Here is a 14,201-nt window from a genome sequence, read left to right as displayed (position 1 = left end):
CCGCCTCCGCCCCCGGTCTCCCGGTTGATCAAGAGGTTTTGGTCACCAGAACCACCTTTCCTGACCTAAACCTCTTGATCACCCCAGCAGCCCAACCCGGCCTCACCCCATCCTCCGGCTGTCCCTGGTCGGGGTCGGCACGGTGGTGGGGCCGGCACGGTGGTGAGGGTCGGTGATCAAGAGGTTTGGGTCACTGATGAGGGCTTTCGTGACCTAAACCTCTTGATCACCGGGAGGGAGCGGGGCGGGGCGGGGTGCCGGAATGGCGGGGCCGGGCCGGGCTTACAGTCAGCCCAGGTTGATGGTGGGGTAGAGGGGGTGGGCGGCGAGGAGGTCGGTGGCCTGCTTGCTGATCTTGTCGGCGACCGCCGGGTCGAGGACGTACTTGGCCTTGGACGGGGTGCCGTCGGCGTTGGCGCCCGGCGTGGTCTGGCTGAGCACGGTGTGGATCAGCTCGGCGGTGACGTCCATCTCGGCGGTGCCCAGACCCCGGGTGGTCAGCGCCGGGGTGCCGATCCGGATGCCGGAGGTGTACCAGGCGCCGTTGCGGTCCTGCGGGACGGCGTTGCGGTTGGTCACGATGCCCGAGTCGAGCAGCGCCTGCTCGGCCTGCCGGCCGGTGAGACCGTAGCCGGATACGTCGAGCAGCACCAGGTGGTTGTCGGTGCCGCCGGTGACCAGGGTGGTGCCCCGGCGCAGCAGCCCTTCGGCGAGGGCCTGGGCGTTGTCGACGATCCGCTGGGCGTAGTCGGCGAAGTCGGGCCGGCGTGCCTCGGCCAGCGCGACCGCCTTGGCCGCCATCACGTGCGGCAGCGGACCGCCGAGCACCATCGGGCAGCCCCGGTCGACCTGGTCGGCCAGCTCCGGGCCGCAGAGCACCATGCCGCCGCGCGGCCCGCGCAGCGACTTGTGGGTGGTGGTGGTGACGATGTGCGCGTGCGGCACCGGGTCGAAGTCGCCGGTGAAGACCTTGCCGGCGACCAGGCCGGCGAAGTGCGCCATGTCGACCATGAAGGTGGCCCCGACCGAGTCGGCGATCTCCCGCATGATCCGGAAGTTCACCTTCCGGGGGTACGCCGAGTAGCCGGCGACCAGGATCAGCGGCTTGAACTCCCGGGCGGCCTCGGCGACCCGGTCATAGTCGATCAGGCCGGTGGCCGGGTCGGTGCCGTAGCTGCGCTGGTCGAACATTTTGCCGGAGATGTTGGGTCGGAAACCGTGGGTGAGGTGCCCGCCGGCGTCCAGCGACATGCCCAGCATCCGCTGGTTGCCCAGCTCGCGGCGCAGCGCGAACCAGTCCGCCTCGGTCAGGTCGTTGACCTGGCGTACCTGGGCCTTCTTGAGGGCGGGGGACTCGACCCGGTCGGCCAGGATCGCCCAGAAGGCGACCAGGTTGGCGTCGATGCCGGAGTGCGGCTGCACGTAGGCGTGGGAGGCCCCGAACAGCGCCTTGGCGTGTTCGGCGGCGAGCGCTTCGACGGTGTCGACGTTCTGGCAGCCGGCGTAGAAGCGACGGCCGACGGTGCCCTCGGCGTACTTGTCGCTGAACCAGTTGCCCATGGTGAGCAGGGTCGCCGGGGAGGCGTAGTTCTCGCTGGCGATCAGCTTCAGCGACTCACGCTGGTCGGTCAGCTCCGCGCCGATCGCGTCGGCCACCCGGGGTTCGACCGCCCGGATCACCTCGAGCGCGCTGAGGAAAGCGGTGGATTCGGCGTTGCGCGACATGCGACCTCCAGGTGACGTGCGGAAGGCCCAGGCGCTCGGCGTGCGTCCTCATGACGGGGCCGCTTCCCGATGGTGCTCCATCCCCACGCGCCAGTCACGGCCCACCGATGATCCTACCGGGTGCCGTTCGGGCTGCCCGTGCGTACCTGCCGGTGCCGGGCAGCCGGCCGGGTTCTCCGATCGTGCGGAGCTCCGGTGCCCCGGTACCGGCTCGGTCGGCCGGCCACCGCCGTTGCGGTGGCCGTTGCGGTGGCCCCACGCCGGGCGGTCGGCTGCGTACGATCGGCGGATGCTGGGGGAGGACACCGAGGGCAGTCTGGTCGCGATCAGCGATCTGCACATCGGGTACGCGGAGAATCGTGCCCTGGTCGAGGCGCTGCGGCCCACCTCGCCACGGGACTGGCTGATCGTCGCCGGTGACGTGGCGGACACCGTGGCCGACATCGAGTGGGCGCTCGGCACGCTCGCCGAACGCTTCGACACCGTCATCTGGGCACCCGGCAACCACGAGCTGTGGACCCCGCCGGCCGACCCGGTGACCCTGCGCGGGGTGGACCGCTACGACCTGCTGGTGCGACGGTGCCGGGAGTTGGGTGTGGTCACCCCGGAGGACGACTACCGGGTGTGGCGGGGGCCGGGCGGTCCGGCGCTGGTCGCCCCGCTGTTCCTGCTCTACGACTACAGCTGGCGACCGCCGGGGTTCGACACCCGGGAGGCCGCGCTGGCCGAGGCGTACCGGACGGGGATCGTCTGCACCGACGAGTTCCTGCTGCATCCCGACCCGTATCCGAGCCGGCAGGAGTGGTGTGCGGCCCGGCTGGAGGAGACCGCCCGCCGGTTGGCGGCCCGGGACCCGGAGCTGCCCACCGTGCTGGTCAACCACTGGCCGTTGGACCGCCACCCGACCGAGGTGCTGCGCTATCCGATCTTTGCCCAGTGGTGCGGGACGGAGGCCACCGCCGACTGGCACCGCCGGTTCGCCGCCACCACGGTGGTCTACGGGCACCTGCACATTCCGCGTACCACCTGGAAGGACGGGGTGCGGTTCGAGGAGGTCTCGGTGGGTTATCCCCGGGAGTGGCGGCAGCGCAGTGTGGCCCCCGGCCGGGTACGGCAGATCCTGCCCGCGCCGACGGGCGCACCGGTGACCCTCTGGTGAACCACCGGCTCAGCCGGCGTCGAGGCGGGTGACCAGCGAGTCGGTCATCGTGCCGAGGCGGCGGGCGGCGGCCGGGTCGAGCGTCGTGGTCGACAGCGGAACGGGTCTGCCCCGGTCGTTGGCGGTCAGGGCATCCGACGGTGGGTTGTCGATCCACGCCACGACGGGGCGGATCGACTTCCCGACCGGCCTTGCGACGACCGACGCCGCCCGGATCACCCCACGGATCGCCGCCGGCATGGTGGACAGGTCGCCGCTGCGGGTGAAGCCGGGGTGGTAGAGCACATACCGTGCCCGCGAGCCGGACCGCGCCGCGAAGTCCACCCCGAGCAGGTCGTTCGCCCGGCCGGCCTGCAACTGTGCGTCGACCATGCCGTACTTCCGGGTGAGCTGGAGGTCGTCCCAGTGGATCGATCCCCGGGTGATGCCGACCCCCGCGACGTTGACGATCACCGGCTGTTCGGCGGCGTCCAGTTGGTCGCGTAGACCGTGACTGAGCAGGTAACGGCTCAGGTAGTAGAGCGCGAAGGTCTGCTCCAGGCCCTCGTCGGTGACCACCCGCCGGGGTACCGGCCGGTTGGCGAACAGTGCCAGGGCGTCCACCTTCGGCCACCGTCGCCTGATGGTGTCGACGACCCTGCGGGTCTCCGCCACCGAGCGCAGATCCGCCCGGAGGAAGTGCACCCGGCCGGAGAGCGCCCGCACGGCCTGCCCCTTCGCCGGGTTGCTGCCGATGGCGACGACCTCGTCGCCACGGCGGATCCGGGCTTCGAGCGTCGCCCGGCCCATGCCGTCGGTGCCGCCGCTGATGACCGTGACGCGCATGCCGCCCCTCCCTGCTGCTGCCGGCCGGTGGCCCCCGTCAGGCACCGGACGTCGACCGTGGATCGCGGACGGCACAATCCTCTTCGGGCTCGGCGACCGAGGGAAGAAGGCACTTTCATGTCCGTACCGCACACGGAGGTTCGTTCCCTGGTGGCGGCGGTCCTGCCGACGCCCGTGCCGGCCGACGAGTACGAGCACTGCCCGGTCACCGAGGTGCTGCGGCTACTCAGCGACAAGTGGTCGATGCTGGTGCTGACCCTGCTGGGCCGCCGGCCGTACCGGTTCAACGAGCTGCACCGCACCATCGACGGCATCAGCCAGCGGATGCTGACCCGCACGCTGCGGGGCCTGGAGGGGGCCGGCCTGGTGCTGCGGGACGTCCATCCCACCGTCCCGCCCAGCGTCGAGTATTGCCTCACGCCGCTCGGGCAGAGCCTGCTCGGTCCGCTGTCCGGCCTCGCCGACTGGGCGGTCCGCCACGGGCCCGAGCTGGCCGCCGCCCGGCACCGGGCCACCGTCCCCGCGTCGTCCCTGCCGCACCGCACGGGTCTCTGACCGGACCCACGCGGGCCCTCGCTGACCGCCCCGGCGGGACCGAGCGGGGCCCGACCAGCCGGTCGGGCCCCTTGACGTACTCCGGTGCGGGTGTTGCCGGTCGGGTCAGGCGGTGGTGGCGTGCCGGGCGCTCTTGATCGCCTTCGGGTCACTGGGCGAGCGGGGCGCGTCCGGGCGCAGCGCGATCATCCGCTCGCCGATCTCCTGGAGCTGGTTGCGGCCGAGCGCCTCCCGCACCTTGGGGAACCACTCCTGCTCCTCCTCCTCGACGTGGTGCTCGACGTTCTCGATCAGCACCGTGGTCTTGGCGACGAAGTGGTCGTCGGAGGCGTCCATCGCGGCCAGTTCGGCGCAGAGCACGTCGGCGACGTGGTGCTCCTCGTACGACTCCAGGATGTCGTCCTCCAGGTCCGGCAGGAGCTTGCGGACCTGCGGGTACATCACCTCGTTCTCGAGGTAGGTGTGGGTGGTGAGGGCTGCCACGATCTCGTCGACCACCTTGCGGCGGCGACTGGCCGGTCCCTCCTGCGCCTTTTCGAACTCGCGGAAGAGGCGGCGCATCTCCTTGTGGTCCTCTTTGAGCAGGACGATGGCGTCGGTGGACACCGGCAGACCTCCTTGATCGGCTGACGGCCATCCCGGTACCCCTGGGTGAGCTGCGGAAACGGATCGCGGTCGACGAATGTCCGGCAACCTCAGACGGTGGCGACGGTGTGCGGTATCTCGTCGAGCAGGTCGCGGGCGAGGAACCCGATCCGGCCGAACAGCACCACCTGACCGGCCGCGAGCCGGATCCCGGGCGCACGGTCGGTGCGGTCGACCGGAGTCCTCCGCCCGGCGGCCCGCCCGGTCCCCGCCGGGTCTGGGTGGAGGTGGACCGTGATCGGTGAGTCGATATCCTGCCCGGGTGGACGGCGAACGGCTGGCGGCATCACTCACCGGGCGGCTGGCCGGGCTGGAGTTCGTCGACCTGGGCACCGACGAGGTGACCGCGCTGATCATCGACGCCGTGCTGGTCTGGGCCGCCGAGCAGGGCTGGCGCTCATACCGTCGGGCGGCGAGCGTGCTGCCGCTGCCGCCGCCGATGACGGACCGCCACTCGGTAGTGGACGTGGCGTGTGCCCGCCGCGACGGCCCGCCGGTGGTCGTCGAGGTTGACCACACCGACCGGCGGCGTACCTGGGAGAAGCTCGCGGCGGAGGCCGACGCCGGCCGGGTCGCCCTCTGGGTGCGCTGGGGTCCGGGGCGGTTCGCCGTGCCACCGGCCCCGATCCACCTGGTCACCTGCGAGGTGGCCCGGCGGGCCGGGCCGGTGGGCGCGGGTCGCCGGCACCGCCGGACCCCGGGCCGGCCCGCCCGGCACCCGCGCACTCCACCCACGGCGTCGACCCGGTGGTCGAGCCGTTGCCGCTGCCGCCCGTGGAACCCGGTTCCTGACCCGGCGGGCCTACTCGAAGCGGGTCGGGTCGCCCGCGCCGTAGCGGACGATCTCCGGCTCGTCGGCGGAGAAGTCGACCACGGTGGTGGGTAGGGTGCCGCACTCGCCGGAGTCGATCACCGCGTCGATCGCGTGGTCGAGCCGTTCCTTGATTTCCCAGCCCTGGGTCATCGGTTCCGTCTCGCCGGGCAGCAGCAGGGTGCTCGACACCAACGGTTCACCCAGCGCCGCCAGCAGCGCCTGCGCGACCGGATGGTCGGGGATGCGTACCCCGACGGTCTTCTTCCTGGGGTGCAGCAGCCGGCGCGGCACCTCCTTGGTCGCGGGCAGGATGAAGGTGTAGCTGCCCGGGGTGGCCGCCTTCAGCGACCGGAACACCGCGTTGTTGATGTGCACGAACTGGCCGAGCTGCGCGAAGTCCCGGCACACCAGGGTGAAGTGGTGCTTGCTGTCCAGGTGCCGGATCTCCCGGATCCGGTCGAGGCCGTCCCGGTTGCCCAGCTGGCAGCCGAGCGCGAAGCACGAGTCGGTCGGATAGGCGATCAGGCCGTCGCCGCGCAGCAGGTCGACCACCCGGGCGATCGTCCGTGGCTGCGGGTTCTCCGGGTGTACGTCGAGATAGATCGCCATGGCGGCGAGCCTAGTGGGGGAGTGGCGGCGGTCGCCGGTGAGCCCGGAGCACGTCGCGCGCCCAGGTCAGCATGTGGCAGCCGCCGTCGCGGCACTGGAAGCAACGGCGCAGGGGTGGCGGCCCGTCCGGTGCCTCGTGGTGCTGCGCCACCACCCGCTGCGCGGTCCAGATGACCAGGGCGGGCGTGACCGGTCCGTCGTCCATCGGCATGGGACCCCTCCGGGTACGGGCAGATCCGGGCACCGATCCCCGATCAGGTACCCGGACCGCTACCGGCAGCCCAGATGACTGATCGTCACGAGCTGCCACTTACGGTAGTGGTGTACAAGCATGAACGTCTAGGGACGTAGCTAAAGAACCTGCCTCGTCTTGGCTCGATTAGTTTCTTGCCATGATCGATCCAGACGGCCCGGTGCCGGTCTACCGCCAGGTGGCAAACATCTTGGCTGGTCGGATCAGCAACGGTGACCTCGCGGCGCATCGACCGATTCCGAGCGAAGCGGCGATCGTGCAGGAGTTCGGGGTGGCCCGGGGGACCGCCCGGCGTGCCGTCGCGGAGCTTCGCGAGCGTGGGCTGGTCTACACCGTGCCGCAGCGCGGCACCTACGTCGGGCAACCCGAGGCGTAGCCCTCCGCGTATCGCTGCGATCCGGTGAGCCGGCTCCGGGTGTCGGGGGTGGCCGTTACCGTGTGAGCGTGGCGACGGCGGCCGAGGAGATCCAGGTGGGGGAGCGGCTGGTCCGCGTCTCCAGCCCCGACAAGCCCTACTTTCCCGAGCGCGGGCTGACCAAGCGGGACGTGGTCGGCTACTTCCTCGCCGTCGGCGACGGCATCCTGCGTGCCCTGCGGGACCGGCCGACGATGCTGGAGCGCTGGCCGCGCGGCGTGTTCGAGGGGGCGAAGATCGGCACCCGGCAGGACAACCGGGGTGACGCCTTCTATCAGAAACGGCTCCCGGCCGGCGCTCCCGACTGGGTGCGCACCGCACACCTCACCTTCCCCAGCGGCCGTACCGCCGACGAGGTCGCGCCGGGCGAGCTGGCGGTGGTGATCTGGGCGGCCAACCTCGGCACCCTGCGGTTCCATCCCTGGCCGGTGACGGCGGCCGACGTGGAGCGCCCCGATCAGCTCCGGATCGACCTGGACCCGATGCCGGGGGTCGGCTTCGACCAGGTGGTGCCGGTGGCGCACGAGGTCCGGGCCTTCCTCGCCGAGCTGGGCATGGTCGGCTACCCCAAGACCACGGGCGGGCGCGGCCTGCACGTCTATCTGTCCATCGAGCCCCGGTGGAGCTTCGGCGAGTGCCGACGCGCGGTGCTCGCCCTGGGCCACGAGTTGGGGCGTCGGCTGCCCGACCTGGTCACCACCACCTGGTGGCGCGAGCAGCGGGACCGGCCGGTCTTCATCGACTACAACCAGATGGCCCGCGACCACACCGTCACGTCGGCGTACTCGATCCGGCCCACCCCGGCGGCGCTGGTGTCGGCCCCGCTGGACTGGGCGGAGCTGGACGACGCCCGCCCGGAGGACTTCGACGTGCTGACCATGCCGGCCCGGTTCGCCGAGCGCGGCGACCCGCACGCCGGCCTGGACGGCGACCGCTACTCCCTGGAGCCGCTGCTGGCCCTGGCCGACCGCGCCGGCCTGGCCGCCCCACCCGAACGCTGACCAACCGCGCCGGGCCGTCACTCAGGCCCAGGGGCTGCCGGCCCCGTCGAACTCGTCGAAGACCAGCCAGGTGCGGGTGGACAGCACCCCGGCGATGCCCTGCACCCGGCTGAGCACCACGTCCCGCAGGGTGGCGTTGTCCGGCGCGCGGACCAGCGCCAACACGTCGTGTTCCCCGCTGAGCAGCGCCACGTGCTCGATGTAGCGCACCCGGGCCAGCTCCGCCGACACCTCCCGCCAGGTGTTCTGCTGGATGGTCAACGAGATGTACGCCGAGGTGCCCAGCCCGGCCGGCTCGGGTGCCACCCGGGCCCGGAACCCGGTGATCACCCCGTCGCGCAGCAGCCGCTCCACCCGGGCGTACGCGTTGGTGCGCGACACGTGCACCCGTTCGGCGAGGGTGCGCATGGACAGCCGGCCGTCCCGGGTGAGTTCGTCGAGGACCCGTCGGTCCACCTCGTCCAGCGGCGTGACCGAACGTCCCGTTGCGCCCGGTGGGCCCGGCGGCGGGGTGGTCTGCTGGCTCATCAGATACTCCTCGGTAGGCCAATCGTCCCGCGTTCACCGGGAATGTTGAGTCAATCATCCAACGGATGGAGCATAGGGCCACCACACGTCCAGGAGGTCCCCGCCGTGACGACCACACCCCAGGCGGTCCGCAGGGCATCCCCGCGTACCCGTCGACCGGCCACCCCGGTCGCCCCCGACCCCACCGCCGGCCTGCTCCCGCAGACCGCGCCGGTCCGGTTGCTCGACCCCGACGGCACCCCGTTGCCGCCCCGCGCCGACCTGCCCGAACCGCCGGTCGAGACGCTGCGCGAGATGTACCGGCGGATGGTCGTCGGCCGGCGCTTCGACGCACAGTCCACCGCCCTGACCAAGCAGGGCCGGCTCGCCGTCTACCCGTCCTCGCGCGGCCAGGAGGCGTGCCAGGTCGGCGCGGTGCTGGCGCTGCGCGACGACGACTGGGTGTTCCCCACCTACCGGGAGTCGATGGCGCTGACCGCCCGGGGCATCGACCCGGTCGAGGTGCTCACCCTGCTGCGCGGCGACTGGCACTGCGGGTACGACCCGACGGTGGTGCACACCGCGCCGCAGTGCACCCCGCTGGCGACCCAGTGCGTGCACGCCGCCGGCCTGGCCTACGGCGAGTCCTACCAGGGGCGGGACACGGTCGCGCTGGCCTTCATCGGCGACGGCGCGACCAGTGAGGGCGACTTCCACGAGGGGCTCAACTTCGCCGCCGTGTTCAAGGCCCCGGTCGTCTACTTCGTGCAGAACAACAAGTACGCGATCAGCGTGCCGCTGTCCCGGCAGACGGCCGCGCCGAGCCTGGCCTACAAGGGCGTCGGCTACGGGGTGCCCAGCGAGCAGGTCGACGGCAACGACCCCGTCGCCGTCCTGGCGGTGCTCACCCGGGCGGTGGCGCACGCCCGCGCCGGGCACGGGCCGTACCTGGTGGAGGCGCACACCTACCGGATGGAGGCGCACACCAACGCCGACGACGCCAGCCGCTACCGGGACCCCGACGAGGTCGAGGCGTGGCGGGACCGCGACCCGGTGGCCCGGCTGGAGGCGTACCTGCGCAGCCGGGGCGAGCTGGACGACGCGGTGGTCGCACAGATCGCCGCCGAGGCCGAGGCGTACGCCGCCGACCTGCGGGACCGGATGCACGCCCAGCCGACCGTCGACCCGCTGAGCCTGTTCGAGCACGTCTACGCCGAACCGACCCCGCAACTGGTCGAGCAGCGCGAGATGGTCCGGGCCGAGCTGGCCGCCGACGCGGAGGGGGACGCCTGATGGCCACCATGACCATGGCGAAGGCGCTCAACGCCGCGCTGGCCGACGCGATGCTCGACGACGAGCGGGTGCTCGTCTTCGGCGAGGACGTGGGACAGCTCGGCGGGGTCTTCCGGATCACCGACGGGTTGCAGGCCCGGTTCGGTGACAAGCGCTGCTTCGACACCCCGCTCGCCGAGGCCGGCATCGTCGGCTTCGCCGTCGGCCTGGCCATGTCCGGGCTGCGGCCGGTGGTGGAGATGCAGTTCGACGCGTTCGCCTACCCGGCGTTCGAGCAGATCGCCTCGCACGTGGCGAAGCTGCGCAACCGCACCCGGGGCGCGTTGAGCGTGCCGATGGTCATCCGGGTGCCGTACGCCGGTGGCATCGGTGGGGTGGAGCACCACTGCGACTCGTCCGAGGCGTACTACGCGCACACCCCCGGCCTGAAGGTGGTCACCCCGGCGACGGTGGAGGACGCGTACTCGCTGCTGCGGGAGGCGATCGCCGATCCGGACCCGGTGGTGTTCCTGGAGCCGAAGAAGCTCTACTTCGCCAGCGGCGAGGCTGAACTGCCCGCCCGTACCGCCCCGTTCGGCCGAGCCGTGGTGCGCCGTCCCGGCACCGACGCCACCCTGGTCGCGTACGGCCCGGCGGTGCCGGTGGCGCTGGAGGCCGCCGAAGCCGCCCGGGAGGACGGCTGGGACCTGGAGGTCGTCGACGTACGCACCATCGTGCCGTTCGACGACGCCACCGTCACCGCCTCGGTGCGCCGTACCGGCAGGTGCGTGGTGATCACCGAGGCGCAGGGCTTCGCCGGGGTCGGCGCGGAGATCGCCGCCCGGGTGCAGGAGCGCTGCTTCCACGCCCTGCACGCCCCGGTGCTGCGGGTCGCCGGGCTGGACATCCCCTACCCGGCGCCGATGCTGGAGCACACCCACCTGCCCGGGGTGGACCGGGTCCTCGACACCGTGGCCCGCCTGCAGTGGGACGACCGGCCCGATCCGCGCTGGCTGGCCCAGGGGAGCGCGGCGTGAGCGCCCGTACCGCCACCGGCACCCGGGTCTTCCTCCTGCCCGACCTCGGTGAGGGGCTGAGCGAGGCCGAGATCGTCGAGTGGAAGGTCGCCGTCGGTGACGTGGTCACCGTGGACCAGAGCGTGGTGGAGGTGGAGACCGCCAAGGCCGTGGTCGACGTGCCCTGCCCGTACGCCGGGCGGGTGGTCGCCCTGCACGGCGCGGCCGGTGAGACGCGCCCGGTCGGTCAGCCGCTGATCACCGTCGCGCCGGCCGACGGCGGCGACGAGCCCGCCGGGCACGCCACCTACCGCGAGGAGGAACGGGCCGGCTCCGGCAACGTCCTGATCGGGTACGGCACCGGCCACGGCGGCACCCGGCGGCGGCGACGCCCCCGGCTGACCCTGGCCCCGGAGCCGGCCGCCGCGCCCGCCGCGGAGCCGGCCGTCGGGCCCGTCCCCGTTGGCACCGTCGGCCCGTCGTCCGCGCCGAGGGTCCCGGCCGGCGCGGGGACGGACACCCCGGCCACCGGGGTGTCCACCGACGGCGTCGTCCCGCCGGCCGGAGGCGGCACCGCGCCGGCCGGCGGGACGGCCCCCCTGGTCATCTCGCCGATCGTGCGCCGGCTCGCCCGCGAGCACGGGGTCGACCTGGCCGGGCTGCGGGGCACCGGCCCCGGCGGCGTGATCCGCCGCAGCGACGTGGAGGCCGCCCTGACCACCGCGCCGCAGCGGCACACCGGCGACCCGGACCGGCCCGCCGCCGTCGCGGACCCGGCCCCGGCGGCACACGTCGGGCCGGCCCCCGCCGACGCGTCCGACGTGGTCATCCCGCTGACCGGCATCCGCCGGGTGATCGCCGACAAGCTTTCCCGCAGCCGTCGGGAGATTCCCGAGGTCACCATCTGGGTGGACGCGGACGCCACCGCGTTGCTGACCACCCGGGCGGCGATCAACGCGGCCACCCCGGACGCCCCGGTCAGCGTGCTGGCCCTACTGGCCCGGATCTGCCTCAGTGGACTGCGGCGGTTCCCGCAGCTCAATGCGCACGTCGACACCGAGGGGCAGCGCATCGTCCAGTCGGCCGGGGTGCACCTGGGCATCGCCGCGCAGACCGACCGGGGCCTGCTCGTCCCGGTGCTACGCGACGCCCAGCGGCTGACCACCAGGGAGTTGGCCGCCGCGCTGGCCGAGACCACCGCCGCCGCCCGCGCCGGCACCCTGTCGCCGGCCCGGCTCACCGGCGGCACCTTCACCCTCAACAACTACGGCGTGTTCGGGGTGGACGGTTCCACCCCGATCATCAACCACCCGGAGGCGGCGCTGCTCGGGGTGGGGCGGATCGTGGACAAGCCGTGGGTGGTCGACGGGCAGCTGGCCGTCCGCAAGGTGACCCAGCTCAGCCTCACCTTCGACCACCGGGTCTGCGACGGTGGCGTGGCCGGTGGCTTCCTGCGGCACGTCGCCGACTGCGTCGAACAGCCGGCGTTGCTGGTGGCGAACGTCTGAGCGGTACGCCCGGAGCCGGTCACCCTGGGCGGGGTGACCGGCTCCGTCGCGCTGCCCGGTGTTCGTCCGGTTCCGGACGGGCCGGCGGTGGGCGGGCGGGTTTTCCGGTCGGTGGGCCGGGAAACCGCCGTCGGTCGCGAACCCGCCGCGTCGGTCGCGAACCCGCCGCGTCGGTCGCGAACCCGCCGCCGAGAGGAGCCACCGTGCCGTACCAGGGTCTGCCCGTCGCCGTGCGGGACCGCCGTCCCCCCGTCGCCGGGGCACCGCTGTGGTGCAACGCCCACGACCACGGGTTGACCGGCGACGGGGTGACCAACGACCAGCCGGCGCTCGCCGCCCTGGTGGACCGGCTCGGTGACGGCTACGCGGCCGACGGGCGGGCCCGGGTGATCTGGTGCCCGCCGGGCATCTACTCCATCCGGGACGCCGGCACGGTGTGGCGCAGCGGGGTGTCGTTGATCGGCGCCGGCCCGGCGGCCACCCGGTTTCTGCTCAGCAACGAGGGCAACCGCACCGACCCGACGCCGCTGGCGTTCTGGACGGTGTTGCAGCACGGCGCGGACCGGGACCGGCACATCGCCGACTGCACCTTCGCCGACTTCGAGATCGACGGCTCAGGGGTGGCGCTGGCCGAGTACAACTACCTGGCCAAGGGGCTCGGTTTGCAGTACGTGGTGCGCGGGGTGTTCCGCAACCTCTACATCCACCACACCGGTGCGACCGGCCTGGGTTGCGACTTCCTCCAGGACACCCTGGTCGACGGGGTGGTGGTGGTCGGCTGCGGCCGGCTGGACAACGGTGAGCAGATGGGCGGCGCGGGCATCGGTATCGGCATCGGTGGCTGGGGCGACATGGAACGGCTCACCATCGCCAACTGCACGGCCCTCGCCAACGGCACCAACGGCATCTTCCTCGAACTCCAGAAGGACCACTGGACGCCGCCGCGTGGCTACCGGATCATCGGCTGCCACAGCCAGGGCAACCGCTTCGGCATCTCGGACTGGGGTGCCGACGGGCTGATCGTCACCGGTTGCACGATGACCGGCAACCTGGAGGCCGGCTACGACGTGTCCGGCAACGGCACCGCCGGGGTCGCCGGCCGGGGCGGCCTGCTCACCGACTGCGTCATCGACGCCAACGTGGGCGACGGGATCAGCGTGGGCAACACGCCGGGCCCGTACACGGTGCGGGGCAACCGGATCAGCAGCAACGGCGGTTACGGCTACCACCAGCACGATCTGGGTCGCGGCTATCCGCACCCGGCGCAGGACGTGGTGGTGGAGAGCAACGAGTTCTGGGGCAACGGCCTGGACGCCGTCCGGGTGGACCGGCCGATGACCGACGCGATGCTGCTCGACAACCGGATCCGCAACAACGGTCGGCAGTGTGCCGAGGCGTCCTGTGGCGGCGGCGAGTCGGTCCGCTACAGCGCCCGGTCCGTGGTCGACCGCTCGGCGAACTGGGCGCAGGACAGTCACCGGGGCAAGGTGCTGCGGGTCGGCTCCCGGGTGGCGGTGGTGGCCGCCAACACCGCCACCGAACTGCACCTCGCCCCGGTCCGCCCGGACGCCTACTCCGCGTGGAGCGGGGACACCCCGCTGCCGGGCACCCCGTACGAGTTGCCTGACGCGCCGCCGACCCGGGCCGGCATCGCGATCGACGCCGCGTTCGACTCGGCGACGGTGCGCGGCAACCGGATCTGGGACAACCATCCCGAACGCACCCAGACCCACGGGCTCTGGATCACCTCCCGGGGCAGTTGTGTCTCCTGCCGGGTGGAGGACAACGACCTGGCCGGTAACGCGGTGGCAGCCATCCGACTGGACACCCCGCCGGTCGGTGGGCGGTGGAACCGCAACCACGGTGACCAGGACTGGGACTGACTGTCCGTGCCGCC

15 protein-coding genes and 1 riboswitch are annotated in these 14,201 nt (G+C 72.5%); of the genes, 9 read left to right on the top strand and 6 right to left on the bottom strand.

Annotated features, from left to right (window positions below):
* Positions 1–288 precede the first annotated feature (288 nt).
* Entirely contained in the window at positions 289–1,725 is a 1,437-nt protein-coding gene (locus J7462_RS05600) for a glycine hydroxymethyltransferase (protein WP_219462414.1), read from the bottom strand.
* An 18-nt stretch (positions 1,726–1,743) separates the two neighbouring features.
* Positions 1,744–1,833: riboswitch (ZMP/ZTP riboswitch) on the bottom strand.
* 181 nt (positions 1,834–2,014) lie between these two features.
* Here J7462_RS05600 and J7462_RS05595 point away from each other — a divergent pair.
* Complete coding sequence (locus J7462_RS05595) at positions 2,015–2,884, top strand: metallophosphoesterase (protein ID WP_219462412.1); 870 nt, start codon at positions 2,015–2,017, stop codon at positions 2,882–2,884.
* Positions 2,885–2,893: 9 nt separating this feature from the next.
* Here J7462_RS05595 and J7462_RS05590 read toward each other — a convergent pair whose 3' ends face one another.
* Complete coding sequence (locus J7462_RS05590; RefSeq protein WP_219462410.1) at positions 2,894–3,709, bottom strand: SDR family NAD(P)-dependent oxidoreductase; 816 nt, start codon at positions 3,707–3,709, stop codon at positions 2,894–2,896.
* A 117-nt stretch (positions 3,710–3,826) separates the two neighbouring features.
* Here J7462_RS05590 and J7462_RS05585 point away from each other — a divergent pair, with 117 nt between their 5' ends.
* Positions 3,827–4,264 (top strand): helix-turn-helix domain-containing protein, encoded by a 438-nt coding sequence (locus tag J7462_RS05585; RefSeq protein ID WP_219462407.1) that lies wholly within the window; start codon positions 3,827–3,829, stop codon positions 4,262–4,264.
* A gap of 105 nt (positions 4,265–4,369) precedes the next feature.
* On the opposite strand, the gene J7462_RS05580 is transcribed toward J7462_RS05585, so the two are convergent.
* Positions 4,370–4,870, bottom strand: coding sequence for a hemerythrin domain-containing protein (locus J7462_RS05580; RefSeq protein ID WP_219462405.1), 501 nt, complete (start codon positions 4,868–4,870; stop codon positions 4,370–4,372).
* A gap of 301 nt (positions 4,871–5,171) precedes the next feature.
* On the opposite strand from J7462_RS05580, the gene J7462_RS05575 reads away from it, so the two are divergent.
* Entirely contained in the window at positions 5,172–5,795 is a 624-nt protein-coding gene (locus J7462_RS05575) for a hypothetical protein (RefSeq protein WP_219462402.1), read from the top strand.
* Here J7462_RS05575 and J7462_RS05570 read toward each other — a convergent pair.
* Positions 5,712–6,332 (bottom strand): L-threonylcarbamoyladenylate synthase, encoded by a 621-nt coding sequence (locus J7462_RS05570; RefSeq protein WP_219462400.1) that lies wholly within the window; start codon positions 6,330–6,332, stop codon positions 5,712–5,714. The genes J7462_RS05575 and J7462_RS05570 overlap by 84 nt on opposite strands.
* A 10-nt stretch (positions 6,333–6,342) precedes the next feature.
* A complete protein-coding gene (locus J7462_RS05565; RefSeq protein WP_219462398.1) occupies positions 6,343–6,537 on the bottom strand; it encodes a hypothetical protein in 195 nt (64 codons plus the stop codon).
* A 187-nt stretch (positions 6,538–6,724) separates the two neighbouring features.
* Between J7462_RS05565 and J7462_RS05560 the strand changes: the two genes are divergently transcribed.
* On the top strand, positions 6,725–6,961 hold the full coding sequence (locus J7462_RS05560; RefSeq protein WP_204922898.1) for a winged helix-turn-helix domain-containing protein: 237 nt from the start codon (positions 6,725–6,727) through the stop codon (positions 6,959–6,961).
* A 68-nt stretch (positions 6,962–7,029) separates the two neighbouring features.
* Positions 7,030–8,001 (top strand): DNA polymerase domain-containing protein, encoded by a 972-nt coding sequence (locus J7462_RS05555; RefSeq protein ID WP_219462397.1) that lies wholly within the window; start codon positions 7,030–7,032, stop codon positions 7,999–8,001.
* Positions 8,002–8,022: 21 nt separating this feature from the next.
* Here J7462_RS05555 and J7462_RS05550 read toward each other — a convergent pair whose 3' ends face one another.
* A complete protein-coding gene (locus J7462_RS05550; RefSeq protein ID WP_219462394.1) occupies positions 8,023–8,529 on the bottom strand; it encodes an Lrp/AsnC family transcriptional regulator in 507 nt (168 codons plus the stop codon).
* 72 nt (positions 8,530–8,601) lie between these two features.
* Between J7462_RS05550 and pdhA the strand changes: the two genes are divergently transcribed.
* From pdhA to J7462_RS05530, 4 genes are all read left to right on the top strand, one after another.
* Entirely contained in the window at positions 8,602–9,801 is a 1,200-nt protein-coding gene (pdhA, locus tag J7462_RS05545) for a pyruvate dehydrogenase (acetyl-transferring) E1 component subunit alpha (protein ID WP_219470002.1), read from the top strand.
* Positions 9,801–10,817 (top strand): alpha-ketoacid dehydrogenase subunit beta, encoded by a 1,017-nt coding sequence (locus tag J7462_RS05540; RefSeq protein ID WP_219462392.1) that lies wholly within the window; start codon positions 9,801–9,803, stop codon positions 10,815–10,817. The genes pdhA and J7462_RS05540 overlap by 1 nt, the downstream gene beginning before the upstream one ends.
* On the top strand, positions 10,814–12,304 hold the full coding sequence (locus J7462_RS05535) for a dihydrolipoamide acetyltransferase family protein (protein WP_219462390.1): 1,491 nt from the start codon (positions 10,814–10,816) through the stop codon (positions 12,302–12,304). Before J7462_RS05540 ends, J7462_RS05535 begins: the two co-directional genes overlap by 4 nt.
* Before the next feature lie 203 nt (positions 12,305–12,507).
* Complete coding sequence (locus tag J7462_RS05530; protein WP_219462388.1) at positions 12,508–14,187, top strand: right-handed parallel beta-helix repeat-containing protein; 1,680 nt, start codon at positions 12,508–12,510, stop codon at positions 14,185–14,187.
* Positions 14,188–14,201: the final 14 nt, after the last annotated feature.

This window comes from Micromonospora sp. RL09-050-HVF-A, from assembly GCF_019374995.1.
Classification (GTDB): domain Bacteria; phylum Actinomycetota; class Actinomycetes; order Mycobacteriales; family Micromonosporaceae; genus Micromonospora; species Micromonospora antibiotica.
This window is presented reverse-complemented; position numbering and strand designations above follow the sequence as displayed.